The 20,854-nt window shown below is 71.8% G+C and carries 15 protein-coding genes; 4 read left to right on the top strand and 11 right to left on the bottom strand.

The window, feature by feature from the left end; translation table 11 throughout:
* Positions 1–132 precede the first annotated feature (132 nt).
* From ACFYOJ_RS11100 to ngcE, 3 genes are read right to left on the bottom strand one after another with little or no spacing between them, the layout of a single operon-like run.
* A complete protein-coding gene (locus ACFYOJ_RS11100) occupies positions 133–1,041 on the bottom strand; it encodes a carbohydrate ABC transporter permease (protein ID WP_356551622.1) in 909 nt (302 codons plus the stop codon).
* A complete protein-coding gene (locus ACFYOJ_RS11095; protein WP_356551621.1) occupies positions 1,038–2,099 on the bottom strand; it encodes a sugar ABC transporter permease in 1,062 nt (353 codons plus the stop codon). The genes ACFYOJ_RS11100 and ACFYOJ_RS11095 overlap by 4 nt, the downstream gene beginning before the upstream one ends.
* A gap of 7 nt (positions 2,100–2,106) precedes the next feature.
* Positions 2,107–3,450, bottom strand: a complete 1,344-nt coding sequence (gene ngcE, locus ACFYOJ_RS11090; RefSeq protein ID WP_356551894.1) for an N-acetylglucosamine/diacetylchitobiose ABC transporter substrate-binding protein — start codon at positions 3,448–3,450, stop codon at positions 2,107–2,109.
* Between the two features lie 950 nt (positions 3,451–4,400).
* Between ngcE and ACFYOJ_RS11085 the strand changes: the two genes are divergently transcribed.
* Positions 4,401–4,931, top strand: coding sequence for a hypothetical protein (locus tag ACFYOJ_RS11085; RefSeq protein WP_356551619.1), 531 nt, complete (start codon positions 4,401–4,403; stop codon positions 4,929–4,931).
* Between the two features lie 85 nt (positions 4,932–5,016).
* On the opposite strand, the gene acnA is transcribed toward ACFYOJ_RS11085, so the two are convergent.
* On the bottom strand, positions 5,017–7,731 hold the full coding sequence (acnA, locus tag ACFYOJ_RS11080) for an aconitate hydratase AcnA (protein ID WP_356551617.1): 2,715 nt from the start codon (positions 7,729–7,731) through the stop codon (positions 5,017–5,019).
* 305 nt (positions 7,732–8,036) lie between these two features.
* On the opposite strand from acnA, the gene ACFYOJ_RS11075 reads away from it, so the two are divergent.
* Positions 8,037–8,234: a DUF4236 domain-containing protein gene (locus ACFYOJ_RS11075; protein ID WP_356551616.1), complete on the top strand. Its 198-nt coding sequence runs from the start codon at positions 8,037–8,039 to the stop codon at positions 8,232–8,234.
* 119 nt (positions 8,235–8,353) lie between these two features.
* A complete protein-coding gene (locus ACFYOJ_RS11070; RefSeq protein ID WP_356551615.1) occupies positions 8,354–9,883 on the top strand; it encodes a UDP-N-acetylglucosamine 1-carboxyvinyltransferase in 1,530 nt (509 codons plus the stop codon).
* Positions 9,884–9,957: 74 nt separating this feature from the next.
* Here ACFYOJ_RS11070 and ACFYOJ_RS11065 read toward each other — a convergent pair whose 3' ends face one another.
* The 5 genes from ACFYOJ_RS11065 to ACFYOJ_RS11045 are packed head-to-tail and all read right to left on the bottom strand — an operon-like array spanning position 9,958 to position 16,706.
* Positions 9,958–11,256, bottom strand: coding sequence for an amidohydrolase (locus ACFYOJ_RS11065; protein ID WP_356551614.1), 1,299 nt, complete (start codon positions 11,254–11,256; stop codon positions 9,958–9,960).
* Positions 11,253–12,203: an ABC transporter ATP-binding protein gene (locus ACFYOJ_RS11060; RefSeq protein WP_356551612.1), complete on the bottom strand. Its 951-nt coding sequence runs from the start codon at positions 12,201–12,203 to the stop codon at positions 11,253–11,255. Before ACFYOJ_RS11060 ends, ACFYOJ_RS11065 begins: the two co-directional genes overlap by 4 nt.
* Positions 12,200–14,083, bottom strand: coding sequence for a dipeptide/oligopeptide/nickel ABC transporter permease/ATP-binding protein (locus ACFYOJ_RS11055; protein ID WP_356551611.1), 1,884 nt, complete (start codon positions 14,081–14,083; stop codon positions 12,200–12,202). The genes ACFYOJ_RS11060 and ACFYOJ_RS11055 overlap by 4 nt, the downstream gene beginning before the upstream one ends.
* Entirely contained in the window at positions 14,083–15,138 is a 1,056-nt protein-coding gene (locus ACFYOJ_RS11050; RefSeq protein ID WP_356551609.1) for an ABC transporter permease, read from the bottom strand. The genes ACFYOJ_RS11055 and ACFYOJ_RS11050 overlap by 1 nt, the downstream gene beginning before the upstream one ends.
* On the bottom strand, positions 15,138–16,706 hold the full coding sequence (locus tag ACFYOJ_RS11045) for an ABC transporter substrate-binding protein (protein WP_356551607.1): 1,569 nt from the start codon (positions 16,704–16,706) through the stop codon (positions 15,138–15,140). Before ACFYOJ_RS11045 ends, ACFYOJ_RS11050 begins: the two co-directional genes overlap by 1 nt.
* Before the next feature lie 104 nt (positions 16,707–16,810).
* On the opposite strand from ACFYOJ_RS11045, the gene ACFYOJ_RS11040 reads away from it, so the two are divergent.
* Entirely contained in the window at positions 16,811–17,833 is a 1,023-nt protein-coding gene (locus ACFYOJ_RS11040; protein ID WP_356551605.1) for an Lrp/AsnC family transcriptional regulator, read from the top strand.
* A gap of 58 nt (positions 17,834–17,891) precedes the next feature.
* On the opposite strand, the gene ACFYOJ_RS11035 is transcribed toward ACFYOJ_RS11040, so the two are convergent.
* Together ACFYOJ_RS11035 and ACFYOJ_RS11030 are read right to left on the bottom strand one after the other, a co-directional pair.
* Positions 17,892–19,325 carry an amidase gene (locus tag ACFYOJ_RS11035; RefSeq protein ID WP_356551603.1) on the bottom strand — a complete coding sequence of 478 codons (1,434 nt, stop codon included), beginning with the start codon at positions 19,323–19,325 and terminating at the stop codon, positions 17,892–17,894.
* Positions 19,322–20,758: an alkyl sulfatase dimerization domain-containing protein gene (locus ACFYOJ_RS11030; protein WP_356551601.1), complete on the bottom strand. Its 1,437-nt coding sequence runs from the start codon at positions 20,756–20,758 to the stop codon at positions 19,322–19,324. Before ACFYOJ_RS11030 ends, ACFYOJ_RS11035 begins: the two co-directional genes overlap by 4 nt.
* Between the last annotated feature and the right edge of the window lie 96 nt (positions 20,759–20,854).

Below are 20,854 nucleotides of genomic sequence, written 5' to 3'. Positions count from 1 at the left end.
CCCCTCACCCGCCCGCGCCCCCCCCCGCCCCCCCGCCCCCCCCGCCCCCCCCCCCCCCCCCCCCCGCCCCCCGCCCCCCCCCCCCCCCCCCCCCCCCACCCCTGCGTACGACGGGTGGAGCGGCGGTGGGCGTCAGCGGAAGGTGCCCTGCGACACCGAACCGGCGATCCGTCGCTGGAAGACGCAGTACACGATCAGTACGGGCACCACCGTGATCACGATCGCCGCGAACAGCGCGCCGTAGTCGATGTCGTAGACCTGCGAGGACGCGTAGGCGGCCATGCCCTGGGTGAGGACCCACATGTCCTGGTCGGTGTTGAGCGCCACCGGCAGCAGGAACTGGTTCCACAGGCCCAGGAAGTTGAAGATCGCCACCGCCGCCATGCCCGGACGGGCCATCGGCAGCATCACCTGGAAGAACGCCCGCCAGTCCCCGGCACCGTCGATCAGCGCGGCCTCGTACACGTCGTGCGGCAGCGAACGGAAGAACGAGTAGAGGAAGAACATCGTGAACGGCAGCGCGAACGCGACATAGGTGAGGATCAGTCCGAAACGCGTGTTCAGCAGCCCGAAGTTCTGCAACTGGAAGAAGAGCGGAACGATCGCCAGGAAGACCGGGAAAGTCAGGCCGGCGAGCATCACGTAGTAGATCAGCCGGCGGCCGGGGAACTCGAACCGGGCGAGAACGTAGGCGCACATCGCGCCGAGCAGCATCACCAGGATCAGTGCCGATACCACGACGATCACGGAATTCAGGAAGTACCTTCCGATGCTCGCGTCGGTCCACGCGTTCGCATAGTTTTCGAACCGCCAGCGATCCGGCAGCGAGAACGGCGACGAAAGGATCTCGCCGGTCGATTTGAACGACGACATCAGCACCCACAGCATGGGCACGATCACGATCACGGACCACAGGATCAGCAGGGCGTGCGAGATCGCCGCGAATCTGCGGTCGCTGCTCGCGGCGACGCGCGTCAGCTTCCGGTCTCTCGCCGGTTTCCGGTCACTGGCCGGTTTCCGGTCGGCGGCAATGACGCTCACCGGGCGCCTCCCTTGGCTGCGGCACGCCGAGCTCTGGACCCAGGTGCTTTCCTCCTGCTCTCGCCCTCGCCGCCGCCCGTGAGGCGGTTGACGAGGAACACCAGCGCCGCGAACACCAGGGTGACGACGGCGAGGACGACGCCCATCGCGGTGGCGTAGCCGAACTGCTGCTTGGCGAAAGCAACGTTGAACAGACGCTGACTGATCGTCAGGGTCGAGTTGTCCGGGCCGCCGTTCGGCACCATCGCCTGGACGTAGACGAAGGCGTCGAGGGCGGCGATGCCCAGGTAGATGTACGCCGTCTGCACGCTGTCCCGGATCGCCGGCAGGGTGATCGAGACCGTGGTGCGGAACCGGCCGGCCCCGTCGATCCTCGCCGCCTCGTACAGCTCGGCGGGAACGCCCTTGATCGCGGCGATGAAGAGCACCGCGTAGAACCCGACGAGCCCCCAGACGATGACGAACATCACGGACGGCATCGCGGTCGCCTTCTCGCCCAGCCACGCGAACGTGTCGAACCGGTCGAGGCCGAGGCCGGTGAGAACGCCGTTGAGCAGGCCGGCGTTCGGGTCGTACATCTGCGCCCAGATCAGACCGACGATGATCGCCGGCACGACGTAGGGGAAGAACGAGATGATCCGGTAGAACGACGCTCCCCGGATCCCTCGGACGGGGCCCCTGCTGGGCCCGCCCAGGGTGATGGCCACGGCGACCCCGAGGGCGAGCGTCAGCGTCACCAGCGGCACGAAGACCGCGAGGAGCGCGACGTTGCGCAACGCCTTCAGGAAGACGTCGTCCTGGAACATCTTCGTGAAGTTGTCGAAGCCGACGAAGTTGTAGTCCGGGCTGAAGCCGCGCCAGTCGGTCATCCCCCAGAAGATCGCCTGACCGAACGGGATCAGGACGAAGATCACGAAGATGGCCAGCGGGACACCGAGGAACGCGAGGAAGAACGTCACCCGGTCGAACGTGAGCTTGCGGCGCCGTGGCCGCCCGCCGCGAGCGGCCGGCTCGGGCCGGCGGCTCGCGGTTCCGGCAGTGGGGATCGTGTCTTTCATCGCGGTGCTAGCTGACCTTGACCTTGTCGACGGAGTCGTCTTCCCGGACCTTGTCGGAGATCTTCTGCAGCGCCGAGGTCAGCCCCTTGCCGTCGAGGTCACCGGCGAGGAACGAGTTCCACGGCACCAGCTGGTCGGTGTTCAGCCCGTAGGTCTCGACGAACATGTAGTTGAAGATGTTGGTGCCCGCGGCCTCCAGCATCTTCGTCTGCGAGACGAGGGCCGTCGATCCGTAACCGTCGGCGGGCACGGTGCCCTTGACGATCGTCGGGGCCAGCTTCGTCCTGGAGAAGTTGGCGGCCGCCTTCTCCGACAGCATCGCCCGCAGCACTTCCTTGCCGCCGGCCGGGTTCTTGCCCTGCTTGGGCACGATGAACGGCTCGCCGGCGGCCGCGCGGAGCGACTCGTAGGGCAGTTGCGGCTTGTCGGTGAGCGTCATCGACGGGAATCCGGTCATCTGGAAGTCCGCCTTCGTGGCCTTCTTCATCTCGTTCTCGATCCAGCCACCGGACGGGTAGAGCAGCGCCTTCTGGTCGTTGCTCCAGATCGCCTGCGCCTTCTGGAACTGGGTGCCGGAGCCCCCGGGGACGAACATCTTCTGCTTGACCATGGTCTCCATGACCTTGATGACGCCCTGGATGGCCGGGTGCGACCAGCAGCCCTTCTCCAGGTTCTCCAGGCCGAGCCGGACCTCGTCGCCGCCCTCCTTGATCGCCGAGTCGATCAGGAGCGTGCGGTAGTAGGTCGCCGCCTCCTTGCCGTGGACGAAGAGGTACTTGCCCTTCTTCTTCGCCTTCTGGCCGAGGTCGAGCGCCTCGTCCCAGGTCTTCGGCGGAGTCCAGCCGTTCTCCTCGAAGAGCGTCTTCGAGTACCAGACGCCGTACACGGTCATCACGTAGTTGAGCGCGACGAACTTGTCCTTGAACGTGCCGGGGGCCTTGACGCCGGGGTAGACGATGTCGGCGATCTTCTTGCCCTCGTAGGTGTTGGCCTCGAAGAGGTCGTCGAGCTCCTCCAACTGGTCGAGGATGCCGAGGAAGCCGATCTGGTCCTCACCGGAGTTGTCGATGAGGTCCGGCGGGTTGCCGCCGACGAAGCGGGGCTGGAGCTGGGGGGCGATGTCGACGACCGGCTTGACCTGGACCTTGAGACCCTTGACCTGGCTGCCGAGCACCTGGTTGGTGTAGTCGACGTAGTCGGTGCCGTAGCCGCCGTCGAAGATGGCCGCCTCGACCGTGGAGTTCGCGGCGACACCGAACGGGTTCTCGGCGCTCTTCTCGCCCTTCGGGCCGCCGTCGCCGTCGCCGTCCTTGCCGGAGGGAGAGCTGCACGCGACCGCGAACGAGCCCATCGCCGCGGTGGCAATGGCCCCCCGCAGGAGCGTCCGCCTGTCAAGAGAGCCGGCACGAATGCTCATCTCTGCATCCTCACTGATCGATTGGATCTGTACGGGTGTGCTGCGTGTGCGCCCGCCGTGGCCGGACCGGTCCTGCGCCGGCCGCACGTGGGGCGTTGTCGCCGTCGTCTCGGAGCCGCGGTGCAGCACCGATGATCAGCTGAGCGATGCCGGCACAACAGTCGCCGGGGCCGGAGCGGCGGTCGCGCTCCGCCTGATCAGATCGCGATGGCCCACACCGGTGATGGATCCCATGCTCAAGTCCTCGCCTTCTCCAGGACTCAGGCGGTGAACCGGATCCTCCCCGGCACCGCGTTCGGGTCAAGCTGGGTCGTGCAGGAAATGCGGCCGTACAAGGTCGGGTGCGGTGAAGATGCCCCGGAGTGCCGACAGGTATAGTCCACTTCCCGCCGATGGATCAAGATTGAATACAAGGTCACCTCCGGTCTTTTCCGAGTTGAGACCTCACGGAAATATCGGGCTCCGGCACGTTCCCCCGTGGAAAGATCATTTCCGTCGGACTGGAATGCCGTCTTCAACCCCCTTGACACCACGGTTCACTTGGTCCACCACTGGCTCTTGCGCGCCTCATTGACAACGTTGTCCGACCGACGGGGGAACTGCCGGCGTAAGCGGACCCCGTCGGAGCGGGGGGGGGGGGGGGGGGGGGGGGGGGGGGGGGGGGGGGGGGGCGGGCGCGGCCGGGCGGGGGGCGGGGGGGGGGCGGGGGGGGGGCGGGGGCCGGGCGCGCCCCCCCCCCCCCCCCCCCCCCCCCCCCCCCCCCCCCCCCCCCCCCCACTCCTGTGTGGCGCCCCATTCCCCGTGCGTGACGGATGCACCAGAATGAGCGGGCGCCGTCCGGCGGCCGCCGGACGGCGCGTCACGCGTCATCGGAGGGGGAACATATGCGGACGAATGTCGGCAGACGGTTCACAGGACTGGTCACGGGCGCGCTGCTGGTCACGGGGGCCCTGTTCGCGACGGCCGCGCCGGCCCAGGCGTACGACCCCGATCCCGGCGTCTCCACGTACTACCGCGACACCGACGGCTGCCCGTGCAGCGGCGGCACACTCACCGACCCCTTCGACGGCACCCACTTCGCGCACGACGCGGGCGGGCTGGCCGTCAAGATGGAACTGAACGACGCCGGCTGGTTCGTCGGCAAGGTGGAGTTCCATCCGAACGACGAGAAGCTCTGGGTCTACGACACGAAGAACGACGGCGACACCTTCTACGTCGCCGTCGGCTACTCCTCCGGCGGCTCGTACCACGACCTGGGCACCTTCTCCGCGCCGGGGACCTCCGAGACCGTGGACCTCACGGTGAAGGACTTCGACATCCCGGAGGGCGCGTACGTGGACATCACGCTGTACGACGGGTCCGGCCGCACCGACTACATCGCCGCGGCCCGCGGCACGGGCGGGGCGGTCGCCTGACGCCGGACGCCGGACGCCGCACGGAACGCCCGAGGGCCGCACCCCCGCGACGGGGGTGCGGCCCTCGGCCGCTGTGCGCCGGCGCCTACTTGCGGATCAGGCTGCGCAGCACGTACTGCAGGATGCCGCCGTTGCGGTAGTAGTCCGCCTCGCCGGGGGTGTCGATGCGGACGACCGCGTCGAACTCGACGCCGGTGTCGGTGGTGACCTTCACCGTGCGCGGGGTGGTGCCGTTGTTCAGCTCGGTGACGCCGGAGACGGAGAAGGTCTCCTCGCCGGTCAGGCCGAGGGAGGCCGCGGACTGGCCCTCCGGGAACTGCAGCGGCAGGACGCCCATGCCGATGAGGTTCGAGCGGTGGATGCGCTCGTAGGACTCGGCGATGACGGCCTTGACGCCGAGGAGCGCGGTGCCCTTGGCGGCCCAGTCACGGGACGAGCCGGAGCCGTACTCCTTGCCGGCCAGGACGACGAGCGGGATGCCCTGCTCGATGTAGTTGCGGGAGGCGTCGTAGATGAACGACACCGGACCGCCGTCCTGGGTGAAGTCGCGGGTGTAGCCGCCCTCGGTGCCCGGCGCGATCTGGTTGCGCAGGCGGATGTTGGCGAACGTGCCGCGGATCATGATCTCGTGGTTGCCGCGGCGCGAGCCGTAGCTGTTGAAGTCGCGGCGCTCGACGCCGTGCTCCGTCAGGTACTTGCCGGCCGGGGTGTCGGCCTTGATGGCGCCGGCCGGGGAGATGTGGTCGGTGGTGACCGAGTCGCCCAGCTTGGCGAGCACGCGGGCGCCGGTGATGTCCTCGACCGGGGCCGGCTCCATCTGCATGCCCTCGAAGTACGGGGGCTTGCGGACGTAGGTGGACTCGGTGTCCCACTCGAAGGTGTCGCCGGTCGGGATCGGCAGCGCCTGCCACTGGGCGTCGCCGGCGAAGACGTCGCTGTAGGACTTGGAGAACATGTCCTCGCCGATGGCGTTGGCGACGACCTCGTTGACCTCGGCCTCGGTCGGCCAGATGTCCTTCAGGTAGACCGGGTTGCCGTCCTGGTCGGTGCCCAGGGCCTCCTTGGTGATGTCCACCTTCATGGAGCCGGCGATCGCGTAGGCGACGACCAGCGGCGGGGACGCCAGGTAGTTCATCTTGACGTCGGGGTTGATCCGGCCCTCGAAGTTCCGGTTGCCGGAGAGGACCGAGGTGACGGCGAGGTCGTGCTCGTTGACGGCCTTGGAGACCTCGTCCGGCAGCGGGCCGGAGTTGCCGATGCAGGTGGTGCAGCCGTAACCGACCAGGTTGAAGCCGACCTTGTCGAGGTAGGGGGTCAGGCCCGCCTTCTCGAAGTAGTCGGTGACGACCTTGGAGCCCGGGGCGAGGGTGGTCTTGACCCACGGCTTGCGGGTCAGGCCCTTCTCGACCGCCTTCTTGGCCACCAGGGCGGCGGCGACCATGACGTACGGGTTGGAGGTGTTGGTGCAGGAGGTGATGGCCGCGACCGTCACCGCACCGTGGTCCAGCTCGTAGGTGGTGCCGTCGGGGGCGGTGACCGGGACCGGGTTGGACGGCACGCCGTTGGTGACCGCGGGGGCGTCGGAGGCTGGGAAGGACTCCTGGCCCGCCTCGTCCACGCTGTCGACGTAGTTGCGCACGTCCTGCTTGAACTGCTCGGCGGCGTTGGCGAGGACGATGCGGTCCTGCGGGCGCTTCGGGCCGGCAATGGAGGGCACGACCGTGGACAGGTCCAGCTCGAGCTTCTCGGAGAAGTCCGGCTCGGCGGCCGGGTCCAGCCAGAGGCCCTGCTCCTTGGCGTACGCCTCGACGAGGGCGACCTGCTGCTCGCTGCGGCCGGTCAGGCGCAGGTAGTTCAGCGTCTCGTCGTCGATCGGGAAGATCGCGGCGGTGGAGCCGAACTCCGGCGACATGTTGCCGATGGTGGCGCGGTTGGCGAGGCTGGTGGCGGCCACGCCCTCGCCGTAGAACTCGACGAACTTGCCGACGACGCCGTGCTTGCGCAGCATCTCGGTGATCGTGAGGACCAGGTCGGTGGCGGTGGTGCCGGGCTGCAGCTCACCGGTGAGCTTGAAGCCGACGACGCGCGGGATCAGCATGGAGACCGGCTGACCGAGCATGGCGGCCTCGGCCTCGATGCCGCCGACGCCCCAGCCGAGGACGCCGAGGCCGTTGACCATGGTGGTGTGCGAGTCGGTGCCGACGAGGGTGTCGGGGTAGGCCTTGCCGTCGCGGATCATGACGACGCGGGCCAGGTGCTCGATGTTCACCTGGTGGACGATGCCGGTGCCGGGCGGGACGACCTTGAACTCGTCGAAGGCGGTCTGGCCCCAGCGCAGGAACTGGTAGCGCTCCTTGTTGCGGCCGTACTCCAGGTCGACGTTCTGCTTGAAGGCGTCGTTGGTGCCGAACTTGTCGGCGATGACGGAGTGGTCGATGACCAGCTCGGCCGGGGCCAGCGGGTTGATCTTCGCCGGGTCGCCGCCCAGCTCCTTGACGGCCTCGCGCATGGTGGCGAGGTCGACGACGCAGGGCACGCCGGTGAAGTCCTGCATGATCACGCGGGCGGGCGTGAACTGGATCTCCTGCGACGGCTGGGCCTGCGAGTCCCAGCCGCCGAGGGCGCGGATGTGGTCGGCGGTGATGTTCGCGCCGTCCTCGGTGCGGAGCAGGTTCTCCAGCAGCACCTTCAGGCTGTAGGGAAGGCGCGCGGAGCCCTCGACCTTGTCCAGCCGGAAGATCTCGTACGACTCGTCGCCCACCTGCAGCGTGCTGCGGGCGTCGAAGCTGTTCGCCGACACGACAGTCTCCTTCATTCATGTGCGCGTACCACCGCATCCTGCCGCCACGCCGCCCCGGCCGATCCGCTAAGGTAGGGCTAAGTTAGGTAACCCTTACCACTAGATCCGATAGCGGCGTGCGACTGCGGCGCGCCTCGGCAGATATCTCGATGTCGAGATAACTCTAGTACATAGGGGCGGACTGGTCATGCCCGGACGCGATATGGCGTGCGCCCCACCCGAGTGACCCCGCGGGCCATCTCCACGCCGATCCGGGGTATCCGATGTGCGCCGGGACCACCCGGCACCACTCGGGAGGAGGCACGATGCCGCTCACGTTCCGCAAGAGTTTCCGGATCCTGCCCGGAGTACGGCTGAACCTCAACAGGCGTTCCTGGTCGATCACGACCGGCGGCGGGAAGGGCCCGCGCCACACCCGCAGCAGCACGGGACGGCGCACGACGTCGATGGACCTGCCGGGGCCTTTCGGCTGGCGCCGCACGACCACCGCCAAGCGCCGCTGAGGTGTCCGCAGGCGCGGCCGCGGCACGCTCCCGGCGCGTCTTCGGCGCACCTTGACGCCGCATCACCCGAACGGACCCCCCGAGAGGCGTGATCTCATATCTGAGATAGCCTCAAGCGCATGGCAGACGACTACCTCGTACGCATCGGCAAGCTCATCCGTGACGCCCGGCAGCATCGTGGCTGGACGCAGTCACAGCTTGCGGAGGCGCTCAACACCAGCCAGAGCGCCGTCAACCGCATCGAGCGCGGCAACCAGAACATCAGCCTTGAGATGATCGCCCGTATCGGCGAAGCGCTGGACAGCGAAATCGTCTCCCTGGGCTACGCGGGTCCGATGCACCTGCGCGTGGTCGGCGGCCGGCGACTGTCCGGCGCGATCGACGTCAAGACCAGCAAGAACGCCTGCGTGGCCCTGCTGTGCGCCTCGCTGCTCAACAAGGGGCGCACGGTGCTGCGCCGGGTCGCCCGCATCGAGGAGGTCTACCGTCTCCTCGAGGTGCTGAACTCCATCGGCGTCCGCACCCGCTGGGTCAACGAGGGCACCGACCTGGAGATCGTGCCGCCGGCCGAGCTGGACATGGACGCCATCGACGCCGAGGCCGCCGTCCGCACCCGCTCCATCATCATGTTCCTCGGCCCGCTGCTGCACCGTATGGACCGCTTCCGGCTGCCCTACGCCGGCGGCTGCGACCTCGGCACCCGCACCATCGAGCCGCACATGATCGCGCTGCGCCGGTTCGGCCTGGACGTCGCCGCGACCGAGGGCCACTACCACGCGGTGGTCGACCGGCAGCTCCGCCCGGACCGCCCGATCGTGCTGACCGAGCGGGGCGACACGGTCACCGAGAACGCCCTCCTGGCCGCCGCCCGGCACGACGGCGTCACCGTCATCCGCAACGCCTCGTCCAACTACATGGTCCAGGACCTGTGCTTCTTCCTGGAGACGCTCGGCGTCAAGGTCGAGGGCATCGGCACCACCACCCTCACCGTGCACGGTGTGCCCGACATCGACGTCGACGTGGACTACTCCCCCTCCGAGGACCCGGTCGAGGCGATGAGCCTGCTGGCCGCCGCCGTCGTGACGGAGTCGGAGCTGACGGTGCGTCGTGTCCCCATCGAGTTCCTGGAGATCGAGCTCGCGGTCCTCGAGGAGATGGGCCTCGACCACGACCGCACCCCCGAGTACGTCGCCGACAACGGCCGTACGCGCCTGGTGGACCTCACCGTGCGGCCCTCCAAGCTGGAGGCGCCGATCGACAAGATCCACCCGATGCCGTTCCCCGGCCTGAACATCGACAACGTCCCGTTCTTCGCGGCCATCGCGGCCGCCGCCCAGGGCAAGACCCTCATCCACGACTGGGTCTACGACAACCGCGCCATCTACCTGACCGACCTCAACCGCCTCGGCGGCCGCCTCCAGCTCCTGGACCCCCACCGCGTCCTGGTCGAGGGCCCCACCCGCTGGCGCGCCGCCGAGATGATGTGCCCGCCGGCCCTGCGTCCGGCGGTGGTCGTCCTGCTGGCGATGATGGCCGCGGAGGGCACGTCGGTGCTGCGGAACGTGTACGTCATCAACCGCGGGTACGAGGACCTGGCGGAGCGGCTGAACTCGATCGGGGCGCAGATCGAGACGTTCCGGGACATCTGACGGTCCCGGGAGGCGCTGTCGTGCCTCCTCCGGTCTGCCGTGGCCGGCAGACCGGAGGAGGTGCGCGGGTGGGGTCAGGACGGTGGTGTGGTGCTTCCGGGGGTGGTGCGGAAGCAGGCCAGGGCGGCGGTCGTCAGGGCGGTGACGCCGACGGTCAGGACGGCCGGGTCGGGGGCGAAGCCGGAGGTGTGGTTGCCGGGCACGGTGAGGAGTTTCTCCGCCGGTTCGGTGCCCTCCGCCGCCTCCCACACCGGCCACGGGGTGGCGCCCAGGAACCAGTAGGCGTAGGGGATGGCGGGGCCGCCGTTGTGTTCCGCCATGCCGAAGACGGGGAAGTCCTCGCTGCCCATGAGCGGTTCGTACTCCGCCACCGCCTGTGCGCCGAACGTCTCGCGGTGCGCGGCGCGGACGAGTTCGACGGTCGCCGTGTCGTTGCTGGTGACCGGGAAGTCGTGGGAGACGGTGAGCCGCGGCGGGCGCGGACAGCCGGAGGCGGCGCACTCCGCCTCCGCGATCCGGCGGACCGCGTCGAGGACGCGGGTGCGCACGGCGTCGTTCCGGGTGCGGATGTTGAGGGTGAGCCGTGCCTCGTCGGGGATGACGTTGGCCTTGGTGCCGGCCTGGATGGTGCCGACGGTCACCACCGCGGCCTCCCGCGGGGAGATCTCCCGGGAGACCAGGGCCTGCAGGCGGGTGACGAGGTAGGCGGCGGTCACGACCGGGTCCACGCAGTTCTCGGGGGACGCGCCGTGTCCGCCGCGGCCGTACACGCGTATCTCCACGTCCAGCGCCGCCGACATCAGCAGCCCGCTCCGGTGCCCGACCGTGCCCACGGGGGCCGGGCCCGCGTGCTGGCCGAGGATGACGTCGGGGCGGGGGAAGCGGGTGAACAGTCCGTCGGCGAGCATGGCGCGGGCGCCCTCGGCGGTCTCCTCGCCGGGCTGGCCGACGACCAGCAGGGTGCCGCTCCAGGTCTCGCGCTCGCGGGACAGGCGTTCCACCGCCCCCGCCGCGCAGGCCAGGTGGACGTCGTGGCCGCAGGCGTGCATGACACCGGGCTCCGTGCTGGCGTAGGGCAGGCCGGTGTTCTCGGTGACCGGCAGCGCGTCCATGTCGGCGCGGACCATCACCACCGGGCCCGGGCCGTTGCGGAGCACGGCGACGACGCCGGTGCCGCCGACGCCCTCCGTGACCTCGATGTCCGCGCCCGCCCCGCGCAGCCGGGCGGCGAGGCGCGCGGCGGTGCGGTGCTCGCGCATGGACAGCTCCGGGTGCGCGTGGAGGTCCTCGTAGAAGGCGGTCAGGGTCTGGTTCCCGGGGCCGGGGCCGTCGGAGGCGGTGGTGGCGGCGGTGGTGGTCGGGGGCAGCGTCATCGGTTCCTGTCCTCGTGGTCGGGGGGTGTGCCGGGCCGGCCGTTCTCGTCCGGGAGCGGGGCGAGGGCGGGGATGCTGTCGAACAGGCGCCGGGTGTAGGGGTGTTCCGGCTCCCGGTACACCTCGGCGCAGGGCCCGTGCTCGACGACCCGGCCCCGGTGCATGACGGCGACCTCGTCGCAGACGTGCCGTACGACGGCGAGGTCGTGGGAGATGAAGAGCAGGGTCAGCGAGAGCCGTACGCGCAGGTCGGCGAGGAGGTTGAGCACCTCGGCCTGGACCGAGCAGTCCAGCGACGAGGTGACCTCGTCGGCGATGACGACCTCGGGCTCGGCGGCCAGCGCGCGGGCGACGGCGATCCGCTGGCGCTGGCCGCCGGAGAACTCGTGCGGGTAGCGGTCGGCGGCGTCCGGGTCGAGGGCGACCGTCTCCAGCCAGCGGGCGACGTCGGCGGCGTACCGCCGGGTGTCGGCCCGGACCGGGTCGATGGCCTCGGCGACGGCCCGGCCCACGGTCATCCTCGGGTTCAGGGAGGCGTTCGGGTCCTGGGGGACGAGCTGGACCCGGCGGCGCATGCGGGTCAGGGCGGCGCCGCGCAGGCCGACGACGTCCTGGCCGTCGACCAGCACGCGTCCGGCGCGCGGGCGGACCAGGCCCACGACGGTCCTGGCGAGGGTGGACTTCCCGGAGCCGGACTCGCCGACCACGCCCAGGGCGGTGCCGGGCGCCACGCACAGGGTCACACCGTGGAGCGCGGTGTGGGCGCGGGAGCCGTGCCCGAAGGTGACGGTGAGGTCCTCGACGGCGATCCGGGCCGTCGGGGCGGTGCCGTGGCCGGGTCCTCCGTCCGCGGTGGTGGTGACGGGCCCGGTGCCCTGACGGAGGCCGCCGAGGACCGGTTCCGGGGCGGCAGTGGTGGTGGCGGGGCGTCTGCGGAGCAGCTTCATGAGGCGGTCTCCAGGAGGTGGCAGGCGGCGCTGCGGTCCTCGCCCAGGGGCACCGTCGCGGGCATGGTGCCGGCGCAGACGTCCAGGGCGACCGGGCAGCGCGGTGCGAAGGCGCAGCCCCCGGGCCGTTCCGCGGGCTTGGGCGGGCGTCCGGGAACGGTCGCCAGGGGGCCCTGCGGCCGTTCGTCCCCCAGCCGGGGCGTGGCGGCGAGCAGCGCCCGGGTGTAGGGGTGGCGGGCCCGGCCCGCCCGCAGGTCGGAGGCGGGCAGCTCCTCCACGATGCGTCCCGCGTACATCACGACGACCCGGTGACACAGGCTCGTCACCACGCCGATGTCGTGGGAGATGAACAGCACGGAGGTGCCGTGCTCCCGGTTGAGCGTGCGGACGAGGTCCAGGACCTCGGCCTGCACGGTGACGTCGAGGGCCGTGGTGGGTTCGTCCGCGATCAGCAGCGCGGGTTCCGTCATCAGCGCTGTGGCGATCATGGCGCGCTGGCGCATGCCGCCCGACAGTTCGTGCGGATGGCGGCGGGCCACCGCGTGCGGCTGGTCGATCCGCACCTCGTCCAGGGCGGCCACCGCACGCCGGGCGGCCTCGGCGCGGGGGACGCCGCGGTGTCTGCGCAGCACCTCGGTGAGCTGGCCGCCGACGCGCAGCGCCGGGTTGAAGGAGGCCGAGGGGTCCTGGTAGACGATGCCCAGTTCGGTGGCGAGCCGGGCGGGGTCGGGCCGGCCGGTCAGGTCCATGGTGCCGAGCCGCAGCCGGGCGGCGCGGCCGGTGACGCCGTCGGGCAGCAGCCGGGCGACGGCCATGGCCGTCATGCTCTTGCCGGAGCCGGACTCGCCGACGACGCCGACGATCTCCGAGGGCATGACGTGCAGGCTGACGCCGTCCACCAGCCGTGTGCCGTCCGGGAGTTCGACGTCCAGGCGGTCGACCTCGAGCAGTGCCCCCTCGGGTGCCGCGCCGGACGGCTCGCGCGGTGCCGTGGCGGCCGGGCTCTCCTTCGCCGGGCGACGTGCGGCGGCTTGGCGGTCCTTGTCGCCGAGTGCGGCCAGCCCGTCGCCCGCGAAGCAGGCCAGCACGCCGGTCACGGTGATCGCCAGCGCCGGGCCCACGGCTTCGGCGGGGTTGGTGTAGAGGGCCTGGAGGCCGCCGCTGAGCAGCGCGCCCCAGTCGTACGACGGCGGCTGCACGCCGAGGCCGAGGAAGGACAGCGCGGACAGCGCGGTGAGGGTGCCGGCGAAGACGACGGAGAGCAGGACCAGCAGCGGGCCGGCGATGTTGGGCAGCAGGTGCCGGGTGAGCAGGCGGCGGGCGGGTACGCCGAGGAGCCGGGCCGTGGAGACGAAGTCCCGGCCGGCGACGGAGGCTCCGAGGTTCGCGGTCAGGCGGGCGAAGGCGGGGGTCCAGGCCAGGCCGATGCCGGCGACCGCGGCGGTGGTGCCGGCGCCGAGCACCGCGGCGACCATCAGGGCGAGGATGACCGCCGGGTAGGACACCATGACCTCGATCATCCGCAACCCCGCGCGGCGCAGCCGCGGCCCGACGACGCAGACCGCGCCGCCCAGCAGGATGCCGAGCGTCGCGGCGACGGCCGTCGTCGCCACCGTCATCAGCAGGGTCAGCCGGGTGGCGACCAGGGTGCGCGCGAGCACGTCGCGGCCGAGGGCGTCGGTGCCGAGCCAGTGGTCGCCGGAGGGGCCCTGGCGGGCCGCGCCGGACAGCTGCTGCGCCTGGTCGCCCCATATGAGGGGGGCGACCACGGCGAGCAGCGCGACGAGGGCGAGTCCGGTGAGCGCGGCCTTCAGCGCCGGGGTGCCGCCGCGGAGGGCCGTCCGTTCCTTCTGTTCTCCCTGTTCCTTCCGGAGGGCCATCAGTCGTTCCTCCCGGTGAGCGTGCGCGGGTCGAGGAGCCCGAGCAGGACGTCGACCAGCAGGTTGACCACGGCGGCGAGCAGTCCGAGGACGAGCACGATGCCCTGGACGACGGGGTAGTCGCGGCTCAGGATGGCCTGGACCACACGGGTGCCGATCCCGGGCCAGGCGAAGACGCTCTCCACGACGACGGTGCCGCCGAGCAGGGCGACCAGGCTGAGTCCGCCGAGGGTGAGGGTGCCGGTCAGCAGGTTGGGCAGCGCGTGCCGGGTGTGGAGCAGGGTGCCGGGCAGCCGTTTGCCGCGGGCGGTGCGCAGGTAGTCCTGCTCGAGCACCCCGGCGGTCTCCCTGCGTACCACCCGTGCCATCACGCAGGCGCCCGGCAGGGCGATGGCCGTGACGGGCAGCACCATCGCCGACAGGCTGGCGGCGCCCGCGGCCGGCAGCAGCGGCGCCCAGACGGCGAGAACGAGGACCAGCAGGGTGCCCAGCACGTACTCGGGCACCGCGCTGACCAGTCCGGTGACGAAGGTGAGGGTGTGGTTCAGGCGCGGCCTGCGTCCGCCCCTGGTCGCCACGGCCCAGGCCATCCCGAGCGGGACCGACACGGCCAGCACGACCGCGATGGACAGGAAGGCGAGCTGCGCCGTGAACGGCAGCCGCTCGGCGATCACGTCGACGACCGGCTGCCGGGTCTGGAAGGAGGTGCCGAGGTCGCCCCGGAGCAGCCCGCCCACGTAGGACGTGAACTGTTCGGCGAGCGGCTTGTCGAGCCCCATCTCGTGCCGCAGCAGGGCGATCTCCGCCGGGGTGGCGTCGGTTCCGGCCACGGCGCGGGCCGGGTCGCCGGGGACGAGCTGGACCAGCAGGAACGTGACGGTCACGAGGGTGACGAGCACGGCGAGCAGGCCGGTGAGGCGGCGGACCAGGAAGGCCGTCCAGGGCCGGGCGGCCGGGCGCGGGTCCGTCCCGGCCCGCCGCGCGCCCGCGGCGGGTGCGGGGGTTCCCGCCGGCGGCGCTCCGGCCGGCGCGGCCGGGTTCGGGGCGGCCGCCATCAGTGGCTGACGCGCAGGGTCGTCGGGTCGATGAAGCCCATGGCCATCGCGCCGTCGATGTTCTTCCTCAGCACGTACGTGACCGGGACCGTCGCCAGCGGCACCACGTCGTTCCGCTCCAGCAGCGCCTTCTGGGCGCTGCGCCAGTTCGCGCACTTCTCCTCCTCGTCGACGGTGGCCATGGCCCGGCCGAAGGCCTCGACGAAGCCCGGGTTCTGCACGTCCCCGAAGTTGCGGCCCGCCGGCGGTGCCTGGCCGGAGAGCAGCGGGGCGGCGTTGGTGAGGGTGCCGGACAGGTTCAGGTGGGCCATGACGGTCACGTCCCAGTCGCCCTTGCCGCCGAGCACCTCGGTGGCCCAGGTGGCGTTGTCGACGTTGCGCAGCTCGGTCTTCGCGCCCGCGGAGCGCAGGACCTCCTGCACGTAGTCGTTGCCCGCCCCGCCGGCGATGGCGTTGGTGCCGGTGATCTTCAGCGGGATCCCGGTGAGCACCTTCTTCGCGGCGGCCGGGTCGTGCCCGGTCAGCAGGGAGGCGTCGGTGTTGACGCAGGGCGCGGACGAGTCGGCGAAGCTCTTCATCAGCTCGCCGCGGCCGCCGTGCACCTTGTTGTAGGCGGCGGCGTCGACGGCCTGGGCGACGGCCCGGCGGACCTCGGGGTCGGCGCCCGGATGGCCCTCGCGCTCGTTGAGGACCAGGTACATGCGCAGGATCGGCGCGGTCTTCGTGCGCCATTCGCCGCCCTGGAAGCGGGTGGCGTCGGGGCCGGTGAAGGGGGCGTAGTCCAGTGCGCCGGTGCTCACCTGGTTGGCGAGGGTGCTCTCGTTGCCGACGACAAAGACGGCGAAGGTGTCAGCCGGCTCGCCCTCGGGCTGCTGCTCGTAGGGCGGCCAGGCCGCGTACTCCTTGCGCCGTTCGAAGGTGTACGAGGTGCCGCGCTGCGCCTTCGTCAGGGTGTAGCCGCCGGTGGCGGCGCCCTCGACCGAACCTTTGGCCAGGGCCGTCAGATCCTCCAGTCCGGGTGCGCAGACGATGCCGGTGACGGGCAGCGCGAGTCCGGGTACCAGGTCGGACCAGGGCTTCGCCAGCTCGACCGAGACGGTGCGGGCCCTGTCGTCCGCGGTGATCTCGGGTGTGCCGCCGGGTCCGAAGACCAGACCGGAGCTGCTGGAACCCTTCCGCGGGTCGGCGTAGCGCCGCAGCGAGGCCGCGACCTGTCCGGCGGTGAGAGGGCTGCCGTCGGAGCAGGTCAGGTCCTCGCGCAGGGTGAAGGTGGCGGACGTGGGGGTGGCCTTCCACGTCCGGGCGAGCTGAGGGATGATCTTCCCGCCGTTGTCCCGGCCGACCAGGGTGGCGTAGGTGAGGCGGGCGAACGTGTACTCCGTCGCCGCGGTGGCCTTGGCCGGGTCGAAGGTGGAGACGTCGGAGGTGACGCCGTAGCGGATGGTGCCGGCCCCGGCCGGGCCGGACGCGCCGGCTCCCTCGGGGCCGGAGGAGGTGGTGCACGCGGAGCTGAGAAGGCCGACGGAAAGGGCCAGGACGGCACTTGCGGTCAGGCGGGAACGTGGCATGACGCATCTCCCCTGTGCGAGGGCGAACCCGAATGGCTGACAGAATCGGCACCCCACGGGCCGGGGCCGTCGAATTGCACGAATCCGCAGGAGGACGAGGGTCTGTGCAGGAATCCGCCACTCTGACGGAGGCAGATCTCGCGCTGATCAACGCCCTCCAGCTCGATCCGCGCGCTCCGTGGAGCAGGCTGGCCGGTCCGCTGGGGCTGGATCCGGCCACCCTGTCCCGGCGCTGGGCCCGGTTGCGGGACAGCGGCAGCGCGTGGGTCACCTGCTATCCGGGCGGCGCGCAGGCCGAGTACGCGGCGTTCGCGCTGGTGCAGGTCGCCTGTGCGCCCGGCGCCTGTGAGGAGCTGGCGCGGGTGCTGGCCCGGGACGGCCGGGTGTACAGCGTGGAGATCACCGCGGGCGGTCACGGTCTGCTGCTGACGGTGGCCGCGCTGGATCTGCCGGCGCTCGCCGCGTACGTGCTGCGCCGGCTGGGCGGGCTGCCCGGCGTCACCGGCACCCGCACCCATCTGGTGCAGCGCATCTACCGCGAGGCCAGCAGGTGGCGGATGGACGCGCTGAGCCAGCGTCAGCAGCGAGGGCTGGAGAAGGCGGCGGCCGAACGGGCGGACTCGGGCCCGTCGGGCGTGGACGAGCAGCAGTTGATGGTCGTGCTGGCGGCGGACGGCCGGCAGTCCTATGCGCGGCTCGGCGAGACGCTGGGCCGTCCGGAGAGCACGGTGCGGCGGATGCTGGCGGCCGCGCTGGGCAGCGGCCGGGCGGTGCTGCGCTGCGAGACGGCGCATCTCCTGGCGGGGTGGCGGGTCACCGCGACGCTGTGGCTGGCGGTGCCGCCCGGCGAGCTGGCGCAGGCCGCCGAGACGCTGTCCGCGATGCGCGAACCGCGGCTGGTGTGTTCGGTGTCGGGCGAGGCCAACCTGCTGGTGCAGGTGTGGCTGCACAGCCTGAGCGAACTGTCGCGCTTCGAGGCGCAGTTCGCCGAGCACCGGCCGTCGGCCCGGGTGGTGGAGCGCAGCGTCACCCTCGTCTGGGTGAAACGGATGGGCCGCATCCTGGACGGCATGGGACGCAGCCTGGCCTATGTGCCGATGAACGCGCGGGACGACGACACGCCGTGACGAGGCGCGCCGGGTCGGGGGCGCGCCGGGTCGGGGCGCGCCGCCGTCCCGGCCGTCGTCACAGGGCGGGACGGTGCTCCGGTGCGTACGGGGCGGGCATCAGCTTCTCCAGGGCGTGGCCGATCCGGAAGACGGTGGCGTCGTCGAAGGTGTGCCCGACGATCTGCACGCCGGTGGGGACGCCGTGCGAGGACCGGCCGCTCGGTACGGTCAGGACGGGGCAGTTGCCCGCCACGTTGAACGGCAGGGTCATGCTCTGCAGGTTCCACGGCCCGTAGTCGGTGCCGTCGACCACGCAGCCGTCCAGCATGTCGTCGCCGGCCCGGAAGACCGGGACGGTGGTGGTGGGGCACAGCAGGGCGTCGAACTCCGCCATTGCCTCGGCGAGTTCCCGTTGCAGCTCCGCCTCGCGCTGCAGCCCGTACAGCGGGCCGGCCTGCTCGGCCACGGTGCGCATCTGTTCCGCGAACCGGAGCGTGTACGGCGTGAGCAGGTCCCCGTGGGCCTCGGCGAGTTCCACCACGCCGGCTCCGAAGCGGGCGGCGAAGTGCGGGGCGGCGGCGTGCAGGACGCGCTCCACCGTCCAGGGCAGCGTGATCTCCTCGACGACCGCGCCTGCCTCCCGCAGGGCGTCGGCCACGGCCCGGGTGTTCTTCTCCACCTCCGGGTGTACCCGGAAGTCGCCGAGCCGTACGCACAGCGCGAGGCGTGCCCCGGCCACCGGCGCGTGAGTGTCCGGCAGGACGTACGCCGGGCGCAGCGCGTGGTGGTCGCGCGGGTCGGGGCCGCACAGCACGTTCTGCAGCAGGGCGCAGTCCGCGACCGTGCGGGCGAGCGGGCCGTCGGAACGGTAGGTGTCCGCGCCGCCGGTCCCCGCGGCGGCCACCCGGCCGTGGGGCGGCTTGAAGCCGGCCAGGCCGGTGAAGGCCGCCGGGATGCGGATCGAGCCGCCGATGTCGGAGGCGGTGGCCAGCGTCGCCGACCCGGCGGCGAGCGCGGCGGCGGACCCGCCGGAGGAGCCGCCGGGGCTGTACTCGGGCTGCCAGGGGTTGCGGGTGACGCCCCACAGCCGGGAGTGGGTGAAGGTGGACACCCCGAACTCCGACTGGGTGGTGCGGGCGTGGACGATGCCGCCCGCCGCCAGGACCCGGTCGATCACCGGTGCGTTCTCCCGCGGTGGCGGCCCGGGTGGGACCAGTGAGCCGTTGGTGACCGGGCGTCCGGCCATGGCGTGCAGTTCCTTGGCGGCGACCGGCAGCCCCTCCAGCGGCCGGGGCGGAAGGCGGGAGCCGGCCGCGTAGCGCGCCTCGGCCCGCCGGGCCTGGTCGAGGGCCTCGTCGAAGAGCCGCTCGGCGAACGCGTTCACGACGGGCTCGGTGCGTTCGGCGCGCTCGACGACGGCACGCATCAGCTCCACGGGGGACAGTTCGCGCCGCCGGAAAAGGCGCAGCGCCTCGACGGCCGGGAGGTAGGCCAGGTCCTCGGTGTTCACGCGTTCTCCCCCGCGGTCCGGCTCGCACGGGCGGCCGCGGTCTCGGCGGGTGTCAGCCCCACGCCGATGACGCCCTCCGCGCGGCGCCGCCCCTCGGGGGTGCGGGTCAGTTCGGTGGCCACGTCGGTGCCGTGGACGACCGCGGCGGATTCGGCGGCGGCCCAGGCGAACACCCCGCGCGCCATGGTGGAGGTCTCGGCGGCGGCGCGGGCGGCGTAGACCTCGGCGCGGGCGGCGGCCACCGACGTGTCCCGCGGCGCGGCGAGCGCGGCGGCCTCGGCGAGGTGGGCGGCGAGCCGCAGGTCGCCCTTCGCGCACAGCTCCCGTGCCCGGTCGGCCAGCGCCGTGGCGCCGCCGGCCAGGGCCGCGAACTCCGCGGCGACGGCGGCGTCCGGGGCGGGCTTGAGGTGGGCCGGGTTCTGGTCGTACCAGCCGCCCCACAGCCGCCACAGGTTGCGGACGACGAACTCCGGTTCGTCGTAGGCGGGGCGCAGGTAGGGGCGGGCCAGCAGGTCCTCGGGGAGGGCGACGCGCCGGACGACCTCGTCGAGCCGCAGTCCCTCGTTCATCAGGGTCCGGGTCTGCTCGCACAGGGTCTCCAGCAGTTCCGCCGTCTCCCCGAGGGCCTGGCGCACCCGTTCGGCGCCGGTGACGGGCACCCCGTGGCCGGGCAGCAGCACCTCGGCGCCCAGGTCCCGCATGGTCCGCAGCGCCGCCGCCCACTCCTCGGGGTAGCGCTGGACCTTCTGCGGGTTGCCCGCGTTGGGCGCGTGCCAGATGAACAGGTCGCCGGTGCACAGGGTGGACAGTTCCGGGATCCACACCCAGGTGTGGTCGTCGGTCTCCCCGCGGGCGTGCACCAGCTCGAAGGTCAGGTCCCCCCGGCGCAGGGTGTACCGGTCCCGGTAGGTGACGTCCGGGTAGCGGTAGTCCGTCGGCCACCGGAGGGTGGGGACGCCGAACTGCCGCTGGTTGACCCGGGAGTTGTACCCGGCGGTGGCGACGTACCGGTCGAACCGGCCGGCGACCGCCTCGTGGGCGATCACGGTGGGCCGCTCCCCCGCGCCCCGTGCGGCGTCCGCGTCGAACGGGGCGACCCCGAGGACGTGGTCCACGTGGCCGTGGGTGAACACCACCGAGCGCACCGGGGTGCCGGGGCCGCGGAAGGCGCGCACGGCCGCGTGCAGCGGCTCGGCCGTGCGCAGGTCGCCGGAGTCGACGAGGACCAGTCCGTCGCCGGTGTCGAAGACGAAGACGTTGGCGAACGAGGCGAACATGCCGGTCCGTTCGCCGAGCGGGACCAGTCCGCCGGCGGTGAAGGCGCCCGACAGGTGCCGCGTGAGGTCCTCCTCGCCGTGCCAGACCCGGTCGGCGTAGGCGGCGTAGGCGGCGTGTTCGGCATGAGCGGTGCGGTCGGCAGGCGGTTTCGTCATGGTGTCTCTCCGTTCCCGTGCTGCGCTGGCAGTGCCTGCGCACGAGTGTGCGCGGGGTGCGCCCGCCCCGGAACGGCACCGCGTCACAGCTCTTGC

It is taken from the genome of Streptomyces sp. NPDC006384 (genome assembly GCF_042870695.1).
GTDB lineage: Bacteria > Actinomycetota > Actinomycetes > Streptomycetales > Streptomycetaceae > Streptomyces.
Note: the sequence above shows the minus strand (reverse complement) of the source record. Positions and strands in the feature narration are given on the sequence as shown.

What these genes read in the sequence shown, in the direction of transcription:
- ACFYOJ_RS11095 (WP_356551621.1), bottom strand. Translation starts at nt 2,099, where the DNA reads ATGAAAGACACGATCCCCACTGCCGGAACCGCGAGCCGCCGGCCCGAG.
- ngcE (WP_356551894.1), bottom strand. Translation starts at nt 3,450, where the DNA reads ATGGGCTCGTTCGCGGTCGCGTGCAGCTCTCCCTCCGGCAAGGACGGC.
- ACFYOJ_RS11085 (WP_356551619.1), top strand. Translation starts at nt 4,401, where the DNA reads ATGCGGACGAATGTCGGCAGACGGTTCACAGGACTGGTCACGGGCGCG.
- ACFYOJ_RS11075 (WP_356551616.1), top strand. Translation starts at nt 8,037, where the DNA reads ATGCCGCTCACGTTCCGCAAGAGTTTCCGGATCCTGCCCGGAGTACGG.
- ACFYOJ_RS11070 (WP_356551615.1), top strand. Translation starts at nt 8,354, where the DNA reads ATGGCAGACGACTACCTCGTACGCATCGGCAAGCTCATCCGTGACGCC.
- ACFYOJ_RS11065 (WP_356551614.1), bottom strand. Translation starts at nt 11,256, where the DNA reads ATGACGCTGCCCCCGACCACCACCGCCGCCACCACCGCCTCCGACGGC.
- ACFYOJ_RS11060 (WP_356551612.1), bottom strand. Translation starts at nt 12,203, where the DNA reads ATGAAGCTGCTCCGCAGACGCCCCGCCACCACCACTGCCGCCCCGGAA.
- ACFYOJ_RS11055 (WP_356551611.1), bottom strand. Translation starts at nt 14,083, where the DNA reads ATGGCCCTCCGGAAGGAACAGGGAGAACAGAAGGAACGGACGGCCCTC.
- ACFYOJ_RS11050 (WP_356551609.1), bottom strand. Translation starts at nt 15,138, where the DNA reads ATGGCGGCCGCCCCGAACCCGGCCGCGCCGGCCGGAGCGCCGCCGGCG.
- ACFYOJ_RS11045 (WP_356551607.1), bottom strand. Translation starts at nt 16,706, where the DNA reads ATGCCACGTTCCCGCCTGACCGCAAGTGCCGTCCTGGCCCTTTCCGTC.
- ACFYOJ_RS11030 (WP_356551601.1), bottom strand. Translation starts at nt 20,758, where the DNA reads ATGACGAAACCGCCTGCCGACCGCACCGCTCATGCCGAACACGCCGCC.